General features: G+C 28.7%; 15 protein-coding genes, 1 tRNA gene and 1 rRNA gene. 14 read left to right on the forward strand and 3 right to left on the reverse strand.

Features of this window, described 5'->3' with window-relative positions:
• From NSA50_RS18570 to NSA50_RS18610, 9 genes are all read left to right on the forward strand, one after another.
• Positions 1–121: ribosomal RNA gene (locus tag NSA50_RS18570) — 23S ribosomal RNA — on the forward strand; the annotation flags it as partial.
• Positions 122–225: 104 nt separating this feature from the next.
• Positions 226–300, forward strand: a tRNA-Asn gene (locus NSA50_RS18575).
• A gap of 198 nt (positions 301–498) precedes the next feature.
• The gene (locus NSA50_RS18580) at positions 499–1,479 is read left to right on the forward strand and encodes a polysaccharide deacetylase family protein (RefSeq protein WP_195265785.1); all 981 of its coding nucleotides are present in this window, start codon (positions 499–501) and stop codon (positions 1,477–1,479) included.
• Between the two features lie 91 nt (positions 1,480–1,570).
• The gene (locus NSA50_RS18585) at positions 1,571–2,251 is read left to right on the forward strand and encodes a response regulator transcription factor (protein ID WP_195265787.1); all 681 of its coding nucleotides are present in this window, start codon (positions 1,571–1,573) and stop codon (positions 2,249–2,251) included.
• The gene (locus tag NSA50_RS18590) at positions 2,248–3,636 is read left to right on the forward strand and encodes a sensor histidine kinase (protein ID WP_257447707.1); all 1,389 of its coding nucleotides are present in this window, start codon (positions 2,248–2,250) and stop codon (positions 3,634–3,636) included. The genes NSA50_RS18585 and NSA50_RS18590 overlap by 4 nt, the downstream gene beginning before the upstream one ends.
• Before the next feature lies 1 nt (position 3,637).
• A complete protein-coding gene (locus NSA50_RS18595; RefSeq protein ID WP_257447710.1) occupies positions 3,638–4,231 on the forward strand; it encodes a hypothetical protein in 594 nt (197 codons plus the stop codon).
• Between the two features lie 32 nt (positions 4,232–4,263).
• Positions 4,264–5,115 (forward strand): hypothetical protein, encoded by an 852-nt coding sequence (locus NSA50_RS18600; protein WP_257447714.1) that lies wholly within the window; start codon positions 4,264–4,266, stop codon positions 5,113–5,115.
• 1 nt (position 5,116) lies between these two features.
• Complete coding sequence (locus tag NSA50_RS18605) at positions 5,117–6,496, forward strand: TldD/PmbA family protein (protein WP_195265793.1); 1,380 nt, start codon at positions 5,117–5,119, stop codon at positions 6,494–6,496.
• 15 nt (positions 6,497–6,511) lie between these two features.
• Positions 6,512–7,855 carry a TldD/PmbA family protein gene (locus NSA50_RS18610; RefSeq protein ID WP_257447720.1) on the forward strand — a complete coding sequence of 448 codons (1,344 nt, stop codon included), beginning with the start codon at positions 6,512–6,514 and terminating at the stop codon, positions 7,853–7,855.
• A gap of 229 nt (positions 7,856–8,084) precedes the next feature.
• On the opposite strand, the gene NSA50_RS18615 is transcribed toward NSA50_RS18610, so the two are convergent.
• Positions 8,085–9,878: an LTA synthase family protein gene (locus tag NSA50_RS18615; RefSeq protein ID WP_243249651.1), complete on the reverse strand. Its 1,794-nt coding sequence runs from the start codon at positions 9,876–9,878 to the stop codon at positions 8,085–8,087.
• A 313-nt stretch (positions 9,879–10,191) separates the two neighbouring features.
• On the opposite strand from NSA50_RS18615, the gene NSA50_RS18620 reads away from it, so the two are divergent.
• Positions 10,192–11,145 carry an NAD(P)/FAD-dependent oxidoreductase gene (locus NSA50_RS18620; RefSeq protein ID WP_195265797.1) on the forward strand — a complete coding sequence of 318 codons (954 nt, stop codon included), beginning with the start codon at positions 10,192–10,194 and terminating at the stop codon, positions 11,143–11,145.
• Positions 11,146–11,164: 19 nt separating this feature from the next.
• Here the strand turns inward: NSA50_RS18620 and NSA50_RS18625 are convergent, their stop codons facing one another.
• Both NSA50_RS18625 and NSA50_RS18630 read right to left on the reverse strand, forming a co-directional pair.
• Complete coding sequence (locus tag NSA50_RS18625) at positions 11,165–11,752, reverse strand: GDSL-type esterase/lipase family protein (RefSeq protein ID WP_257447749.1); 588 nt, start codon at positions 11,750–11,752, stop codon at positions 11,165–11,167.
• Between the two features lie 14 nt (positions 11,753–11,766).
• On the reverse strand, positions 11,767–12,399 hold the full coding sequence (locus NSA50_RS18630; RefSeq protein ID WP_195431161.1) for a RusA family crossover junction endodeoxyribonuclease: 633 nt from the start codon (positions 12,397–12,399) through the stop codon (positions 11,767–11,769).
• A 247-nt stretch (positions 12,400–12,646) separates the two neighbouring features.
• On the opposite strand from NSA50_RS18630, the gene tsaD reads away from it, so the two are divergent.
• The 4 genes from tsaD to NSA50_RS18650 all read left to right on the forward strand — a co-directional run bounded on the left by tsaD (position 12,647) and on the right by NSA50_RS18650 (position 16,700).
• Complete coding sequence (gene tsaD / locus NSA50_RS18635; RefSeq protein WP_195431164.1) at positions 12,647–13,657, forward strand: tRNA (adenosine(37)-N6)-threonylcarbamoyltransferase complex transferase subunit TsaD; 1,011 nt, start codon at positions 12,647–12,649, stop codon at positions 13,655–13,657.
• 22 nt (positions 13,658–13,679) lie between these two features.
• A complete protein-coding gene (locus NSA50_RS18640) occupies positions 13,680–14,708 on the forward strand; it encodes an alpha/beta fold hydrolase (protein WP_195431167.1) in 1,029 nt (342 codons plus the stop codon).
• 116 nt (positions 14,709–14,824) lie between these two features.
• A complete protein-coding gene (locus NSA50_RS18645; RefSeq protein WP_195265893.1) occupies positions 14,825–16,090 on the forward strand; it encodes a S1C family serine protease in 1,266 nt (421 codons plus the stop codon).
• A 199-nt stretch (positions 16,091–16,289) separates the two neighbouring features.
• A complete protein-coding gene (locus NSA50_RS18650) occupies positions 16,290–16,700 on the forward strand; it encodes a carboxypeptidase regulatory-like domain-containing protein (RefSeq protein ID WP_195265808.1) in 411 nt (136 codons plus the stop codon).
• Positions 16,701–16,848 lie beyond the last annotated feature (148 nt).

The following is a 16,848-nucleotide window of genomic DNA, read 5'->3' on the forward strand; positions in this document are numbered from 1 at the left end:
TGAGATTTCCCATAGCATAAGCTAGTAAGACCCCTTGAAGAACACAAGGTTGATAGGTCAGAGGTGTAAGTGTGGTAACATATTTAGCTGACTGATACTAATAGGTCGAGGGCTTGACCAATAAAAATAAGAAGGAAACTCAGCAATGCTGAGTGAATTCGAGAAACAAAATCAAAGATTTTGGCTCTCATTCATGTGCAATTTTCAGAGAACACTCTGAATTATTCCGTGGTAGCTCAATGGTGGAGCACTCGGCTGTTAACCGATAGGTTGGAGGTTCGAATCCTCTCCACGGAGCCATTTAAACTCTAAGAGTTTTATAAGAGTAGATTTAAATCTATTGTTATAAAACTCTTTTTTTATTTCTATTAATAGAAATAAATGTAACTTTTTCGTAACTTTTGGTTAACAAATTGTAATGATTTGTAGAAAAAACTTCTATATAATTGAATTATAGGACAAGCAATTTTTTATAAAAATAGAAAGTGTGGTTTAATAATGAGTAGAAGTGCGATAAAAAATAAAAAAAGATTCATAACATTTATATTTGTCTTAATGGTATCAACATTTTTGATTTCATTTACAGTTAATGATTTTAGAAAAAATAATGTTATACAAGCAGAAACTGTAACTAGTAATACTACTACTAACGATAGCAATTCTAATCAAGAAAAATTAGACACTTCTAGTTCTAACCAAGATAATATAGGTAATGAGAGTGAATCTACTAAAGAAAATCAAAATAATGTAGATATCAATGTATTTGATAACTCTGAATATCTTTCATTAGAGAAAGATCCTAATGCTGATGATGCATCAAAGGTGCTTCCAGAAACTATGTATAAATGGAATTTTTATAGAGAAGATAATAAAAAAATCGCATATCTTACATTTGATGATGGACCATCTCAGCATTCTACTGAAAAGATTTTGGATATATTAAAGGTAAATGATATAAAGGCAACATTTTTTACATTAGGTAGCTCTATTGAGAAGAATAGTGAATCAGAAAAGTTATTGAAGAGAATGGCAAAAGAAGGACATTCTATAGGGAGTCATGGATACTCACATGATTATCATTTACTTTATCCAAATAGAACAGTAGATATTAATGCATTTATGAAGGATTTTGAGAAAAATGATAAAATATTAAAAGAAATATTGGGAAAAGATTTTTCTACGAGATTAATACGAATGCCTGGGGGACATGCTAGTTGGAATGGAACAAAACATCTAGATGAAGTATTAGAAAGTAAGGGAATTTTCCAAATGGATTGGAATGCGTTAAATGGGGATGCAGAAGGCAAAGATTTCTCTAAGGAATATTTATTAGAGAAGTTAAAAGAAACAGTTGGAAGCCAGGATGTTGTGATTGTGTTGATGCATGATACAGATGCTAAAAAAGGTACAGTAGAATATTTACAAAGTGCAATAGATTATTTAAAGTTAGAAGGATTTGAGTTTAGAACATTGAAATAGTAAAGGGACGGTAAAACGTCTCTTATTTCTATTTATAAGATTATAAGAGATTAAAAGAGTTAATAATATTATTATGTTTAGAGGTGATAAAATGAACAAAATATTACTAGTAGAAGATGAAGAAAGTATAAGAGCTTTTCTAAAGATAAATTTACAAAGAAATAATTTACAGGTTATCGAAGCAGCAACAGGAGAAGAAGGGTTAAGACTTGCAAGTATAGAAAATCCTAAAATAGCGGTATTAGATGTTATGTTACCAGGGTTAGATGGTTTTAAAGTTTGTAACAAACTGAGAAGTCAATTTCCAGATATGGGGATAATAATGCTTACAGCCAAAGGGCAAGATATGGATAAGATTATGGGTCTAGAGTATGGGGCAGATGACTATATAGTAAAGCCATTTAATCCATTAGAGGTTGTATTAAGGATAAAAGCATTACTTAGGAGGCTTGGAGATGAAGATAAAGATAAATTAGAATTAGGACCATTTCTCATAGATTTATATTCACAGAAGGTTTTAAAAGATAATATTGAAATAGATGTAACTCCAAAAGAGTATTTACTTATGAAAATATTTCTAGAAAATCCCAATAAAGCTTTTACAAGAGATGAATTGTTGGACTTAGTTTGGGGAGAAAATTATTTTGGAGATGCAAAAATAATAGATGTTAATATAAGAAGATTAAGAGCAAAAATTGAAGACAATGCATCAGAGCCTAAGTATATAGAAACAATATGGGGGATAGGATATAGGTGGAAATCGAAAGAATGAGAAGTATAAAGAATCAATTACTTAAGGGAATATTTATTATTATTTTCTCAACAGTAATGTTTTTAAATATTTTACTTATGATATTTGTTAGAAAATATTATTATGATAATACGGAGGATTTATTAGAAAATAGAATACAAGTTTCAATAAATTTTTATACAAAGTATTTTTCTTCAAAATCATTAGTTGAAACTATTTATGATAATATTGATACATTCTGGAATGAAAATAATGCACAAGTTGAAATTTTTGATGCTAATGGAAATTTGTTAATGGATTCTATTGGAGTTAAAGATGTAAAATTGATAAATGCACCAGATGTATCAAAAGCACTTAAAGGAGAATCAGCAAGATGGATAGGAAAGGTTGATTATTATGAAAATAAGGTCATGGCTGTTTCTTATCCGTTGATCATAGATGGAGATATAATAGGTGTTATTAGATTCATAACGTCTTTAGAGGCAATAGATGGGGTAATAACTAATATAATGATAATTTTTTCAGGAATATCAATAGCTGTTTTAATAGTAGGAGTAGTTTTAAGTATAATACTAGCCAATAGTATAATAAATCCAATAAAGTACCTGAATGAAGTTGCAGAAAAAATGGGAAGTGGAAATTTAAGTGTTAGAAGTAATATTGATAGTAAAAATGAAATAGGGCAACTATCAAACACTTTGAATTTTATGGCAAATGAAATATCAAAAAGGGAGCAGTTAAAAAATGAATTTATATCATCTGTCTCTCATGAATTAAGAACTCCTCTAACAGCTATAAAAGGATGGACTATAACTTTAAATAATGATGAGACTGATAAAGAAACATTAAAACTTGGATTTCAAATAATAGAAAAAGAAGCAGATAGATTATCTTTAATGGTGGAAGAGCTATTAGATTTTTCTAGATTTATAAATGAAAAAGTAACATTGGAACTACAAAGCATTAGTATAAATGAATTTATAAATCATATAGAATCTTTTATGTGTCCTAGAGCAAATAAGGAGAATATAAACCTTAAATTTATAACAGAAGCTGATGGTAATATGTACGTAGATAGTAATAGATTAAAGCAAGTATTTATTAATTTACTAGACAATTCATTCAAGTTTACGGGTGTAGAAGGAAGTATAATTTTTACTACTACGAAATTTAATAATAAAATTAAATTTGTAATAGAAGACAATGGTTGTGGGATATCAGAAGAGGATTTGCCACATGTAAAGCAAAAGTTTTTTAAAGGTAAAAATTCTAAATCTCAAAATGGAATAGGTTTATCTATTTGTGATGAAATAATAAAATTACACGATGTAGTATTTAATATATATAGTAAGTTAGGAATAGGTACAAAAGTTGAGATTATTATTCCAATAAATAAGGAGGAATAATGTGAAGAGTATAAAAAGATTTTTATTTATAATTCTTATATTTATATTTACATTAAATATTGGTTGTAGTAAAGTAAATGGAAAAGATACACAAGCTATAAAAGCTCCTAATAATAATAACCTTAAGATAAAAGGCGTGTGGGGAATCGAGTATATTAATATATTAGGTAATGAATCTGAAAATAGGGAGGATATATTATCTTTAAAAGATTCTTTAATTAGTATTTCTGATAGTAATTTCTCGGTGTTCAATATTTCATATTCAAATGCTAAATATAAATTAAAAGTTGTAGATAAGACATATGTTTTATCATATGAATTAAATTTAAAGCTTGAAGATATAATAGAAGGAGATTCAAAGTGGGATGTGATATCAATAATTGATTCTAATACTATTATTGGGGAATTTATTTATATAGATAATGAAAATGGTTATCTATTTTATGATGGAGCACTGTTAAGGCTTAAAAAACTAGATGATAATCCAAAAGATTTAGCCTATCAGAAGAATGTTATTAAATCAGAAGAAGGATTAGAAGATTATAATAGCGATGTAGGTATAATGTTAGGATTAAAAACTCCAAGAAAACAATAGATGGTAGTTATAGTGCCGAAACATACAAAACATTGTGGATATCATTTAAAGATAACAAATTACAACCTATATTAGAAAAGGATAATATAATTTTTCCAAGAATGAATGGGGTATGGAGTATTAAAAGTGAAGTTGTAGACAATGGGGAAAGGATTTTAGAGTACTTTACAGCACACCCACTAGATGGAAGAATAGAAATAGATTCATTAGAAGATAGTAATGAAAATATATATAAAAATATAAACTTTATATCTAACGATTATATTTCAATTGAAAAGTATGAAGGGAAGAACTTTAATAATGAATTTCCAATATATCAAACTATTCCTGTTGATAATATAAATAATGAGAATGGAATAAGTATTGAGGAAATATATTCTAATGAAGCTAAAGAAAAATATGAAAAAGACTTTAATGATACATTAGAGACTTTATCACAAGAAGAAAGAAGTTATTTAAATACAAATGTAGATTATAGTAATTTTACTATCAAAAGAATTGAAGGGAAATGGAATATAGTTGGGAAGATTCCAACTATAGATAATACTAAAGATGGAATAGATTATAGAATATCATTAAATCTAAACAAAAGGATATTAAATTATGATACTCTATTAATTTCATGGAAGGATTTAAAGGGAAAATTTCCATTTATAAAGGATGCATATACATCGCCTACTGGAAGAATGGCAATAATATTATTTAATGATAAGTTATTAGTTTATGAAATGGAAGATAGGGATATTAAAGGCAGTCCGTTAATTACTATTGACTTAAATAATAATGAAGAAGTAATAATGGCAGAGTGGGCAAGTGGTAGCTATGTAGACTTATGGGCAAAGGCCTTTAAGGGTGGAAAAGAAATAAGTATGGAGGATGAGTAGTATGTTATCAAAAAATATATTATCTAGTGTATTAGCTAGATGTCTAATAACAGGCGGAGATTTTGCTGAAATATTTGAAGAGGATACAATAGATACGTCTATAGGTATCTTGAATGGAAAGGTAGAGAATTCCATTTCAGGAAGAACTCATGGGATAGGTATAAGAATTTTTAAGGGATTAAAAAGTGTTTATGCTTATACTAATAATACTAGTTTAAATGCTTTATTAGATACCGCTCAAAAGGCAGCATTGGCACTTGGAGAATTAAAAGAGGATATAAGTATAGTTCTTAATGAAAAAGCTATATATAATAATAATCCAATTATATATATTCCATCTTCAATAAGTGCTCAAAAAAAGATAGAAGTAATGAAACGAGGATATAAAGCAGCAAAGGAATACAGTGATGAAATAACTCAAGTTTCTGTTGGGTATTTAGATAAAGAACAAAATATATTAATCGCTAATACTGAAGGATTACTTACAGAAGATAGAAGAGTAAGAACAAGATTATCAATAAGCTCTGTAGCATCTGCAAATGGAGAAAATCAAACCGGTTTTGAAGGGCCAGGAGCGCATAAAGGATTTGAATTATTTAAAGATATAGATCCAGAATATTATGGAAAAGAAGCATCTAGAGTTGCACATACTATGTTGCATGCTAAGAATTGTCCAGCTGGTAAAATGACTGTAGCAATAGATAATGGATTTGGTGGAGTAATATTCCATGAGGCTTGTGGACATTCATTAGAAGCAACTGCAGTAGCTAAAGGTAATTCAGTATTTACCAATATGCTTGGAAAACAAATAGCATCAACAAAGGTTACTGCAATTGATGACGGAACTATACCAAATGCATGGGGATCATTAAATATTGATGATGAAGGTAATAAAACAAGAAAAAATGTATTAATAGAAAATGGTATATTAAAAGGATATTTAATTGATAAATTAAATGGAAGAAGAATGGGTATGGAGGCAACTGGAAGTTCAAGAAGACAAAATTATAAATTTGCGCCTACTTCAAGAATGACAAACACATATATTGCAGCAGGAAATGATGATGAAGATGAAATTATAAAATCAATATCAGATGGATTATATGCAAAGAAAATGGGTGGCGGATCAGTTAATCCAGTAACAGGAGAATTCAATTTCGCTGTATCAGAAGGATATATAGTGAAAAATGGAGAGATACAAGAGGCGGTTAGAGGTGCGAGTCTTATTGGTAAAGGTAGCGAAGTATTAATGAATATAGATATGGTTGGAAAGAATTTAGCACAAGGACAAGGAATGTGTGGTTCTGTTTCAGGAAGTATTCCAACTAATGTAGGTCAACCTATGATTAGAGTCAAGGAAATAACAGTAGGTGGAAGATAAGGGGGGAATATAAAAGTGGAATTAAATATATTTATAAATAAATTATTTCAGGAAGCTAAAAATAATGGTTTTAATGAATATGAAGTTTACTATGTAGATAGAGAAAGTTTAAGTATAAATGTATATAATGAGGAAGTTGAAAAATATAATTTAACTACTTCCTATGGGCTATCATTTCGAGGAAAAATAAATGATAAAATAGGATATTCATATACAGAAATATTAGATGATGCTGCTATAAGAATGCTTATTAAAAATGCTAAGGAAAGTGCATTAGTTATAGAAAATGATGATGTTCAATTTATATATGAAGGTGATAAGGAATATGAAGAAGTAAGTACTTATTACAAAGCATTAGAAAATCTTCCAGCAGATAAGCTAATAAACTTGGCTTTAAGTATGGAAAAAGAGGCAAAAATTTTAGATAATAGAGTTACTAGCTTTGGAGGCTGTGGAATAGGATATAGTAAAGCTAAGTATGGGATAATTAATTCAAAAGGGCTAAATTTAGAAAATAAATCTAATTTACTAAGTGCATACGTAGTTCCAATAATAAAAAACGGAGAAGATATGCATGATGGTATGGGATATGTAACAGCTAACTCTATAGATGAGATAGATCCGAAGAAATTAGCACAAGATGGAATTAATGAAGCTATTTCAAGAATAGGTGGCAAATCAGTTGTATCTGGTAAATATAAAACTGTAATAAATAATGAAGCTATGGTTTCAATACTTTCTACATTTGCTGGAGTATTTAGTGGTGACGCAGCTCAAAAGGGGCTAAGTTTATTAAAGGGAAAGGAAGGAGAAATAATAGCAAGTAAAAAAGTAACGCTATTAGATGATCCTCATTTAGTAAATGGGCTAGCATCAGTTCCTTTTGATGATGAAGGAGTTGCTACGAAGAAAAAGGATATAATTCATGAAGGTAAGCTTATGACTTTACTTCACAATCTAAAAACTGCTAATAAAGGAAATACAAAATCAACAGGAAATGGATTTAAAAATTCTTATGCATCACCAGTAGGAGTTTCACCAACAAATTTATATATTCAAAAGGGAGAAAAGAGTTTTGAAGATTTATTAGAAGAAGTTGGAGATGGTTTATTAATAACAGAATTTGCTGGATTACATTCAGGTGCAAATTCAATAACTGGAGATTTTTCACTAGCAGCAAAAGGGTTTTATATAAAAGATGGGAAAAAGGATTACCCAGTTGAACAAATAACTGTAGCAGGAAACTTCTTTAATTTATTAAAAGATATAGAAGAGGTGGGGAATGACTTAAAATTCCCAATGAGCAGTATAGGAAGCCCATCTGTTAAGATTAATGAATTATCAATAGCTGGAAAATAAAAGTGATTTAGATGCGTAAAAACAAATGAAGTATAATTTAAAATGATGTAGTTATTATATAATAAAGCGATAACCTCCATAGAGTAAGTAAATCTACGGAGGTTATTTGTTTATATAAAAATATAAAATTAAGAATTTTGAAGATATAATAATAACAAATTAAATTATTTTATTATAATAGAAAAACTCCCATAAGGGAGTTTTATCCATAATTATCAATTGTCAATTATCAATTGTCCAAATAGTTGCTTCTTATCATTTTATCTGAAAGTTCAACTATATTCTTATATAGTTCTTTTTCTTCATCTGTTAAACCTTCACCGACTACATCTAGGTTTGTAAGTACTGCAAATGATTTATTTGTATTTAGTAAGTTTCTACCTAATGCTGTATCTATATATTTATCATTTGGTACACCCATAAGATATAGTAATGTTGGCATTATATCAACTTGTCCACCTATAGTATCAAAAGTTTTTGGCTCATTCATATCTTTTGACCAAATTATAAATGGTATAGTATGGTGGCCATTATCTAAATACCAATCTTCCTTGTTAGAAAGTTTTTCTATTGAGCTATTATAGTATTTATGGACGCCTGTATGGTCTCCTTCAATAACTACAACAGTATTATCAAGAATACCTTCCTTATCTAATAACTCAAGGAATTTTCCAATTTGTGTGTCTGTATATTTAACACTTTCGAAGTATCCACCAAGTTCATTTTTAGCTAATTCTGGATCTAAATTTAATACTCTCTTTTCTTCAGGTAAATCAAATGGTCCGTGATTAGTTAAAGTAACTGTAAATGCATAAAATGGATCTTTTAACTCTTTAAGCATTGGCACAACTTGCCTAAAGTAACTTTCATCTGATAGGCCAAGACCTATTTCTTCGTCTATGTTAAATGAATAGTAATCAACAAATTTGTCAAATCCTATTCCTGTTAAGCCATTTACATAGTTCCAGAAAGAACCTTTATCAGGATGAATTGCTATTGTATCATAGTTCTTTTCTTCTAGTAGAAGAGGTAAGGAATTATATTTAGTGGAAGGATATCTAAAGAACGTACTTCCTCTTCTTAATGGAAACATTGATGTATTAATCATTAAGTCAGAATCGGAGCTTGTACCTTCGTTTACTTGTTCATATATATTAGGGAAATATAGTCCTGTTTTTATTAATTCATCCATTACAGGAGTAACTTTTTGACCATTTACTTCCTTGCCAAGTATAAAGCTTTCTAATGATTCAACTTGTATAACTAATAAGTTTTTTCCCTCAAGAATTCCAGCATATTGATTGTTAGGTAAATCTTCTTTTTTACTAAAGAATTCATCAATTTGTGATTTTTCTTCAGTAGTTAGTTCATATGGCATTGAATCCTTATAAACATTATATAAATCAAAAATATGATAACCTAGAGGAGAAAAATATCTAGCTGTATTTGTTGGATCATAATTTGAGAATATATATCCATTTTTCACATCTTCATTTTTTAATACATATAAATTAAAGGGAACATATCCTATATATAGAATGCTAGATAATAGTATAACTATAAATGTAATAGGGGCTCTCCTTTTAATTCTTGTGTATGATTTTCTAGTAAAGAAAACAAATATTCCAAGTATTATAAAATCTATAAATAGTAAGAAATCTTTATTACTAAACATTGAAGATATAGTACCACCCATATTATCTAAATTAGCAGTTTGAGTTAGTAATAATGCTGACGGCATTGTTAGGAATCCTCTAAAGTATCCTAAGTCTAATAATATTAATAGGGTAACTAGTATATCTATAATAAATAGATATATAACTCGTCCTTTACCTTTAAATAATAAAGAAAAGCTAATAAAAATTAGAATAAAGGCATAATAATAATTAATAAATGGTTTTGCAGAGTTATATCCAAGATTTAAATTTAGAGAATAAGGATTTTGATTAACTACGAAACCTTGAAATATTATACTTTTAAATGTAATAGCTATAAGTGGAATTAAGAATAATATTATTCTCATAGCACCATCAAAGTTAAGGACCTGTGTAAATTTGTTTTTTAATTTTTCAATAAGTTTGTCCAATATATCACCTCAAATATATAAAGTATTATAACACTTATGGGAATAATACTTAAATTTCTGTACTATTATGTTAACAATACTTAAATTATAGTATAGTAGTTTTTATAAAGCAATTTAGATTTTCTTAATTTTTATAACCAACCAAAAAATAAATTTCAATATTAGAGATAATTTTACAATGAATAGTGTAAGATAAATACAATATGTTATAATATCTATATGTTTTATTTAACATTTATGGAGGTTATATATGCTTCAATATGATTTAATTATAATTGGAGGGGGAGCATCTGGACTTTCAGCTGGGGTTTCTGCTCTGAAAAATGGAATTAAAAAAGTATTAATTTTAGAAAGAAATAATGATTTAGGTGGAAATTTAAACTTATTCATACATAATGGGTTTGGAAGATATTATTTAGGCAAGGATGTAACAGGACCGGAGCTTGGAAGTCAACTTATTAAAGATTTTAAAGCACTAGGTGGTATGTATAAATTAAATACTGAAGTTTTAGAAGTAACTAAGAATAAGGTAGTTTCATATGTGAATCCTCAAGATGGGATTCAGGAGCTTGAAGCAAGGGCTGTAATATTAGCTTCTGGATGTAGAGAAAAGTTTACAGGGAACATAAATATACCAGTTCATAAATATACAGGTATATTTACTTTAGTTTCAGCACACAGGTTAGTTAATCTTCAAGGGTTTCTTCCGGGGAAAGAGGTTATAATTATTGGAAATAATAATTGGTCTTTAGTTCTTGCAAGAAGGCTATTAGTAGAAGGGGCCAGAGTAAAATCCATTATAGATAATTCTAAGAATGGATTTTTAGATGAAAATAGTAGTGAATTTATAGATGGATTTGATATAAATATAATAAGAAATCATCGTGTAGTTGAATTATATGGTAATGAGAGAATAGAAAGTATAGATATTAAAAGTATAGAGGATGAAACTGTGAGAAATATAGGTTGCGATTCTTTAATATTAACGGTTGGATATTGTCCAGAAATATCCTTTATAAGAAAAACAAATATATTGTTAAAGGATTATAGTACTTTGATAGTAAATAATTATGAAACTTCGGTTAATGGAATATTTGCTTGTGGAACTATATTGAGTGGAGATAAAGATATTTTTAATAGCGGAGAAAATGGTGCTCATGTTGGAAAAATAGTAGCAGATTATATAAAGAAATATATGTATTAAAAAATATGGATAGTATGCATTAAAGTGTACTATCCATATTTTTTAATAATTGTTTGAACTCATTAAGCAATAAATTCTGACCATTATTATTTAAATGAATACCATCGATAAAAATATTATTGGATGAAAATTTAAATGTTAAGCTATAAAAATTAACATAGGTAACTGTATATTTATTACAAAGTTCAATTATAGACTTTCCTAATAATTGTAGTTGCTTTTCACAATAATCATATGTAGAAGATTGCATAAAAAGCCTATAAGCATCTTCTTTTATTATTATTGGTGGAATGCCTATAATAACATCTTTAGTTATAGTTAAGGCTTCTTTTAACATTAATTCTAAATTATCTAAAACAGAATCTAGAGATCTATTAGAAAGAAAGTCATTGGTTCCTCCCATTATAAAGATTTTCTTTGGGGAATATGAAATAACATCTTCCGTAAATCTATTTAGCATATCTGTTGTTGTATTTCCATTTATGCCTTTATTTATTATATCTAAAGGTATAAATGGGTTTAAGCTTTCTACCCAGTTATTATTTTTGTTTACACCATATCCATAGGTTAGGCTATCTCCAATAAATACAAAAGAATTTTTTTGCAATTTCAATCTCCTTTCTAAAATAGTTTATTAAAGCAAGACCTACAGATTAATGTTTTACCACCATTTGCTTTAATTAAATCCGTATCGTTAATTTTTTTATTACAAAACTCACAAATCATTGTAATATTATCATTATTGGTTGGTTTATTTTCTGTTTTATTTTTCTTTAATTGTTTATTACTAGTATTTCTAATAGGTGAGTAGAGTTTTTTTATGGAATGCTCTTTTTTAGGTAAAATAGAATAAGAAACTTCATATTGACTTTCTCCATAGAATTCTAGTTCAAATCTAGGATTTTCTTTATCATAAAATTCTTCTGTAATAATTCTAGTTATTTGGGCATCATTAACAATAAGGCCGCTTTTTTCGATTCCATCAAAAATACTTTTAGTTATGTTTGCAGTATCAGGATGCCTTTTTTCGCTTTTATAATAAACCTTAAGAACCGCAATAAGTGATTCCTCTAGGATTACATTGGGATTTTGAATTCTAGCATAGTAGGCAATTTCTTCTTCATAAAGTGCATACCTATCGTGTGATTTTCCAGTATTATATGGAAGGATTGCTCTACCATCCTTATTATGTAGTTTAAAATTAGATTTAGATATGGGGGATCCTGGTACAATTACTTTTGCATAAGAATTCATTATGTAAACTCCTTTAAATAATATTAATATATCCTTAAAAATCCATTAATTCTAATAAAAAATAATGAATAATTTTGTCATTCATTATATAATAAACAATGATAATAATAAGCTATAAGCTTTATTTTAATATACAATAATAAGATAGTTTTAACAAGAATAAGATAGTTTTAGCAAGAAAATGAAAAAAGAATTATAATTTTAGAATATTTTAATATAAATATAATTAGATTAAGAGGTAGTAGCAATGGAAAGCAAATTAATATTGTCAATAGAATCAAGTTGTGATGAAACATCAGCAGCTGTAGTTAAAGATGGAAGAGAAGTATTATCAAATATAATAGCTTCACAAATAGAAACCCACAAAAAATATGGAGGGGTAGTACCTGAGGTTGCATCAAGGATGCATATCGAAGTAGTTAATGGAGTTGTAATGGAGGCATTAGAAGAAGCAGGGGTAAAATTAGAAGATATAGATGCTATTGGTGTTACTTATGGTCCTGGACTAGTAGGAGCATTATTAGTTGGACTACAGTATGCAAAAGGTCTTTCATATTCTTCTAAGAAGCCATTAATAGGTGTAAATCATATTGAAGGCCATATTTGTGCAAATTATATAGAACATAAAGATTTAAAACCACCATTCGTATCTTTAGTAGTTTCAGGAGGACATACTTTCATAGTTCATGTTAAAAATTATGGTGAGTATGATGTTATAGGACAGACAAGGGATGATGCAGCAGGAGAAGCATATGATAAGGTTGCAAGAGCATTAGGATTAGGATATCCTGGTGGACCTAAAATAGATAAATTAGCTAAGGAAGGAAATGAAAATGCTATAGAGTTTCCTAAAGCTAACTTTCATGATGATACATTAGACTTTTCTTTTAGTGGGGTTAAATCAGCTGTATTAAATTATATAAATAAATGTAAGATGCAAGGCATAGAAATAAATAGAGCAGATGTAGCAGCATCTTTTCAGAAGGCAGTTATAGATGTATTAAAGCAAAATGTTTTAAAAACTTGTAAAAAAACTCAGGTTAATAAAATTGCAATAGCTGGTGGTGTAGCATCAAATTCAGCTCTGAGGGAATCTCTTATTAATGCAGCATCTAAAGAAGGAATAGATGTATTATTTCCTTCACCAATACTATGTACAGATAATGCTGCAATGATAGGAAGCGCTGCATACTTTAACTTTATAAAGGGATTAGAAGCACCATTAAATATAAATGCGAAACCCAATTTGAAGCTATGATATATAAGGGGGAAGGGTTAACGTGAAGCTTTTACCACATTCAAATGGAGTCTACAAAGTAAATATGAAAAATAAAATGAAACCAAAGGATATAATAAAAAATACATTATTAGCAATGTTAATAGTAATTATTATAGGTTTTATATATCAAAGAGTAAGTAATTTTATAGCAAAAGAAACTTTGAAGCAAAGAGTAGATTATGCTAGAGTAGATGATAAAAGACTAGATTATAGAACTGATGGAGAAGGTAAATACACTGTTGTATTCGATGGAAATGTTGGAACCAACTTAAATCAGTGGAATTCAATAACAGATAAATTGACATCAGAATATGATGATATAACAACGTTTGTATATAATAGAAGAGGATATGGGTATAGTGATAGTGGAGCATTAAGGACTCCAAAGGAACAAGCAGAAGATTTAAGAATATTACTTAGAAAGGCTGCTGTACCATCTCCTTATATATTGGTTGGTGAAGAATACGGAAGCTTAGTTTTAACTGAATTCGCTAAAGAGTATCCAGATTTAGTAGCAGGAATAGTATTAGTAAATCCATTAGTTGAAGATACAATAAATAGTAGCGAATTCAAAAGAAGCCTTATAATAGAAAAAATAAGAAGAAAGGTAGAGGTACTTGGATCGTCTGTAGGCTTTACAACATTGTTAGATAAGTTTGGAATATCATGTGGAATAAATGAATTTGAAAATAAACTAGATGAAAATAATTTACATGAATTTAAAGTACATAGAACAAAAAGTAGTTATACTAGTGCAGTATATAATGAAATAAAGAACATAACCAGTGGTGAAAATAGTAGTCAAACAGATGGTGTATTTGGTGGAAAACCATATTATTTAATAGCAAAAAGTGGACAAGAGCAATTAGCATTACTTGGAGATTCAAATTTGACAAAAGTTTATAATACTAGTTCGGAAAGTAATATTATATCAATGTATGATCCTGATACCGTTATAACAGGAATAAGACAAGTAGTTAAACAAGCTAATGAAATTGAAAGACTAGCCAAAAAGGCACATAAGAATTAAATTACATCAATGTGTCATATAGTTGTCATAGATGTGTCATATAATTGTCACAAAAAAAGGGTATATTAATATCTGTAAAAGGATTTATTAATATAATATCTAGGAGGCGTTTTATGATGAGTGATGATAATATATATGATGTAGAAAATTATGAGGATGTTAATAATACTGGAGGAGATAGTTTAAATTCTACTGTTCAAAATAGTATGAAGGAAGATTTTATCGATGAAGATAAAATACTAGAAAGAAATAATGGGGTTGATTCAAATCAAGGTTATATGAAAAGCTATAATAAAAAGAAGAAAAAGAGTGGTGGATTTAAAATTATAGCAATAGCCCTTATAGCAGGACTTCTAGGGGGAGCACTAGGCGGTGGAAGTATATATTATGCAATGAGAGGTACTGACACTAAACAGCAATCTTCTATAATAACTCCAAATCCTCAGGAATTTGAGACTACTGAAGGTGCACTAACTGCTAGTGAAGCTTTTGAAAAGGTTGCTCCAGCAGTAGTTATAGTATCAGCAAATGGAGTAACTGATTATAGTGGAATAATACCTCAACAAGTAGATGGAATGGGTTCTGGATTTATAATAAATGAAGAAGGTTATATATTAACAAACTATCATGTTATAGAAGGTGCAAAGGAAGTAGTTGTTACTTTATCAGATGGTAGGGATGTAAAGGCGAAGGTTGTGAATTATGACCAAAATCAAGATATAGCAATGCTAAAATTAAGTGATGATAGCGTTAAGGTTCCAGCAGTAGTACAGCTTGGAGATTCGGATGCATTAAGACCAGGAGAAGAAGTTTTAGCAATAGGAACACCACTTTCTAAAGATTTTAATCAAACTATAACAGGAGGACTTGTAAGTGCTGTTAATAGAACTGTAGAAACAAGTACAGGTGTTAAGTTAAACTTAATTCAAACAGATGCTGCAATTAATCCAGGGAATAGTGGAGGGCCTCTAATAAATACTAGGGGAGAAGTTGTTGGTATAAATACATTAAAAATGTCAGGTGGAGCAGAGGGAATAGGATTTTCAATTCCAATAAATGAAGTTAAAGATAGAATAGATGCATTATCTAAGCCTATATTAAATTTAGGAGTATCAATAAGAGAAGTAGATGAAAAGTTAGCAAAGCAATATGATATGCAAGAAGGACTATATATAGTTGAGGTATCAGAATTCTCACCGGCGGAAAAAGCAGGATTAAAGGGTGGAGATATAATAGTAAAATTTGATGGAGAAAGAATTAAAACCTTTGATGAGTTAAGAGCAATTAGAGATACTAAAAAAGAAGGAGATATAGTTAAAGTAGAAGTAGTTAGAAATGGAGAAAATAAAACTTTTGATGTTCAATTAGAAGCAAAGGAATAATGCATTTAAAATAACTATAATAAAATTTAAATATAGAAGACTAGTTATAGATAAGAGATACGGATGTGAACAAAGTATGACTTATTAAAACTAGTCTTTTTTTATTAAAACGACATAACTTAAAGAACATTTTATAAATAATGGAATAGATTGTATTATATAAAATTTAAATTTAAATTCAAACTTAGGAGGCAAAGTTATGAGCGGAAGAATAACATCATGTGAATTAAAGACAGGATGTAATGAACAAATAGAGGCAATAGTTAGATTACCAGAGGAAAAGAGATCAGTTATATTTGGAACAGTTTTGGACTGTAATAGAATGCCTGTAGTAGATGCGGTTGTTAAGTTATTACAAATTGTTGATGGATGTAGATATCCTTATCCACTAACTCATACTTTTACAGATTGTCACGGACAATTTTTATTAGGACCTTTATGTCCAAATACAAAGTATATGTTAAAGATTTATAAAGATAATATAGTAATAAAATATTCTGAATTAGAAACCTCATCTTATAACGGAAAATGTATAGGTAAACCTGAAAATACAGGAAATCAACCTCCAAAACCATTTCCAGATAAGACATCATGTGGATGCGATTTTTAATTTGACTGAATAATTAAAAGCAAAAAAGGGGCTGTTGCAAAATGATTTTTAATCATTTTGTAGCAACCTCTTTTTTTGCATTTTAAAATTGATATTTTAGGGGTTATAATAAAAACATACTATGAAATATCTGGTTAAATATTTATTT

The organism is Clostridium mucosae, from assembly GCF_024622765.1.
In the GTDB taxonomy this organism is placed as follows: Bacteria; Bacillota; Clostridia; order Clostridiales; family Clostridiaceae; genus Clostridium.

What these genes read in the sequence shown, in the direction of transcription:
- NSA50_RS18590 (WP_257447707.1), top strand. Translation starts at nt 2,248, where the DNA reads ATGAGAAGTATAAAGAATCAATTACTTAAGGGAATATTTATTATTATT.
- NSA50_RS18630 (WP_195431161.1), bottom strand. Translation starts at nt 12,399, where the DNA reads ATGAATTCTTATGCAAAAGTAATTGTACCAGGATCCCCCATATCTAAA.
- NSA50_RS18620 (WP_195265797.1), top strand. Translation starts at nt 10,192, where the DNA reads ATGCTTCAATATGATTTAATTATAATTGGAGGGGGAGCATCTGGACTT.
- NSA50_RS18645 (WP_195265893.1), top strand. Translation starts at nt 14,825, where the DNA reads ATGAGTGATGATAATATATATGATGTAGAAAATTATGAGGATGTTAAT.
- NSA50_RS18615 (WP_243249651.1), bottom strand. Translation starts at nt 9,878, where the DNA reads ATGAGAATAATATTATTCTTAATTCCACTTATAGCTATTACATTTAAA.
- tsaD (WP_195431164.1), top strand. Translation starts at nt 12,647, where the DNA reads ATGGAAAGCAAATTAATATTGTCAATAGAATCAAGTTGTGATGAAACA.
- NSA50_RS18650 (WP_195265808.1), top strand. Translation starts at nt 16,290, where the DNA reads ATGAGCGGAAGAATAACATCATGTGAATTAAAGACAGGATGTAATGAA.
- NSA50_RS18580 (WP_195265785.1), top strand. Translation starts at nt 499, where the DNA reads ATGAGTAGAAGTGCGATAAAAAATAAAAAAAGATTCATAACATTTATA.
- NSA50_RS18605 (WP_195265793.1), top strand. Translation starts at nt 5,117, where the DNA reads ATGTTATCAAAAAATATATTATCTAGTGTATTAGCTAGATGTCTAATA.
- NSA50_RS18585 (WP_195265787.1), top strand. Translation starts at nt 1,571, where the DNA reads ATGAACAAAATATTACTAGTAGAAGATGAAGAAAGTATAAGAGCTTTT.